The 1,111-nt window shown below is 46.4% G+C and carries 3 protein-coding genes; all 3 read right to left on the reverse strand.

Annotated features, from left to right (window positions below):
• Positions 1-136: 136 nt before the first annotated feature.
• Positions 137-352, reverse strand: coding sequence for a hypothetical protein (locus ACOCD2_RS21270; RefSeq protein ID WP_293646184.1), 216 nt, complete (start codon positions 350-352; stop codon positions 137-139).
• Positions 353-425: 73 nt separating this feature from the next.
• Positions 426-743, reverse strand: coding sequence for a type II toxin-antitoxin system RelE/ParE family toxin (locus ACOCD2_RS21275; protein WP_293646186.1), 318 nt, complete (start codon positions 741-743; stop codon positions 426-428).
• A gap of 3 nt (positions 744-746) precedes the next feature.
• Positions 747-1,016 carry a type II toxin-antitoxin system Phd/YefM family antitoxin gene (locus ACOCD2_RS21280; RefSeq protein ID WP_293646188.1) on the reverse strand — a complete coding sequence of 90 codons (270 nt, stop codon included), beginning with the start codon at positions 1,014-1,016 and terminating at the stop codon, positions 747-749.
• Between the last annotated feature and the right edge of the window lie 95 nt (positions 1,017-1,111).

Below are 1,111 nucleotides of genomic sequence, written 5' to 3' on the forward strand. Positions count from 1 at the left end.
CTATGATGTCAAGCCTCTACAGACATGAAAAAGCGATTGTAGATCCATCGAGGCAGGCTTGTACTCAGTCTTAGGGGTGAGTAGTTACCTATTTTTTGAGATTTTTAGTGGTTTTTCTCCTCTGAAACTCTAAACTCTAGTTAAGCTCGATAACGACAATATTCGTATGTGTGACCAAGACAAGATCAAAATCATCATCTCCAGAACCACGTCCCTTTCTAGCAAGAGCAAATGATGCATAACCACGCCAACTCTTACTGAACGGAGTTGCATCAAACTCCTTCTGTATCTGTTGGTGAGCCTCAATTTCCGCCTTCGGCACACCTGACTTCTTGGTGAGTCTAATATCCATAGAACTTTTTATCCTAGCTGACCCCACGACCGTATTTACAAGATCTTATATTGCTCATTACTAGAGGCATTAGCTAAGGACTTTCCTCCCCATTCTGTGGCAAAATAAGCTGTCGTTCACTACGCCATACACGGACGATACGTACTCGTTTCGATTCATGTCTGTACACGATACGAAACGGTGGTTCAATAAGCTCCCTCAGAAACTGCTGGTCAAATTCAGGTACGATCCTGCCCATTTCCGGGTGGTCGCGTAGCGATTCTATCCGCTCAACAATCTTTCTGATAACCCTAACCCCTACGTCAGGTACACCTTGTTCGGTATACCACTGCTTGATCTCTTCCAGATCCGTTACCGCAGATTCCGCGAACCGGATAATTACGGTCGGCATTGATTACTTTAAACCTAGTCGCGCTTTCGCTTCAGCAAGTGACATTTCCCGCCCCGACTCAAGATCTGCCAATCCCGTTACAACAGCTCGCATAAATGCACGTTCCTCCTCGGCCATCTCATAGTCTGAGACAGACTGCACCACCGCAATTCCACGCCCACGGCTAGTCAACAGCACCGGCCGATGAGCCTCTGCTGCATGCCTAACAACTCTGCCAGGATTGACCTTCAGATCCGTGAGCGGGACAACGTCTTCAGAGAATTTAATGGGCATAATCGATACTCCAAATGGGATTTCAGTGGTCTAATATTAGCACCAGTTAAGAGCACCATCTACAAGAACCTTCAGCTCGCTTAATCAAAACAGGG

Source organism: Thiolapillus sp., assembly GCF_048562965.1.
Taxonomy (GTDB): domain Bacteria; phylum Pseudomonadota; class Gammaproteobacteria; order Chromatiales; family Chromatiaceae; genus Thiolapillus; species Thiolapillus brandeum_A.

Excerpts from the sequence above, each read along its gene's own strand:
- ACOCD2_RS21270 (WP_293646184.1), bottom strand. The coding sequence starts at position 352 with ATGGATATTAGACTCACCAAGAAGTCAGGTGTGCCGAAGGCGGAAATT.
- ACOCD2_RS21275 (WP_293646186.1), bottom strand. The coding sequence starts at position 743 with ATGCCGACCGTAATTATCCGGTTCGCGGAATCTGCGGTAACGGATCTG.
- ACOCD2_RS21280 (WP_293646188.1), bottom strand. The coding sequence starts at position 1,016 with ATGCCCATTAAATTCTCTGAAGACGTTGTCCCGCTCACGGATCTGAAG.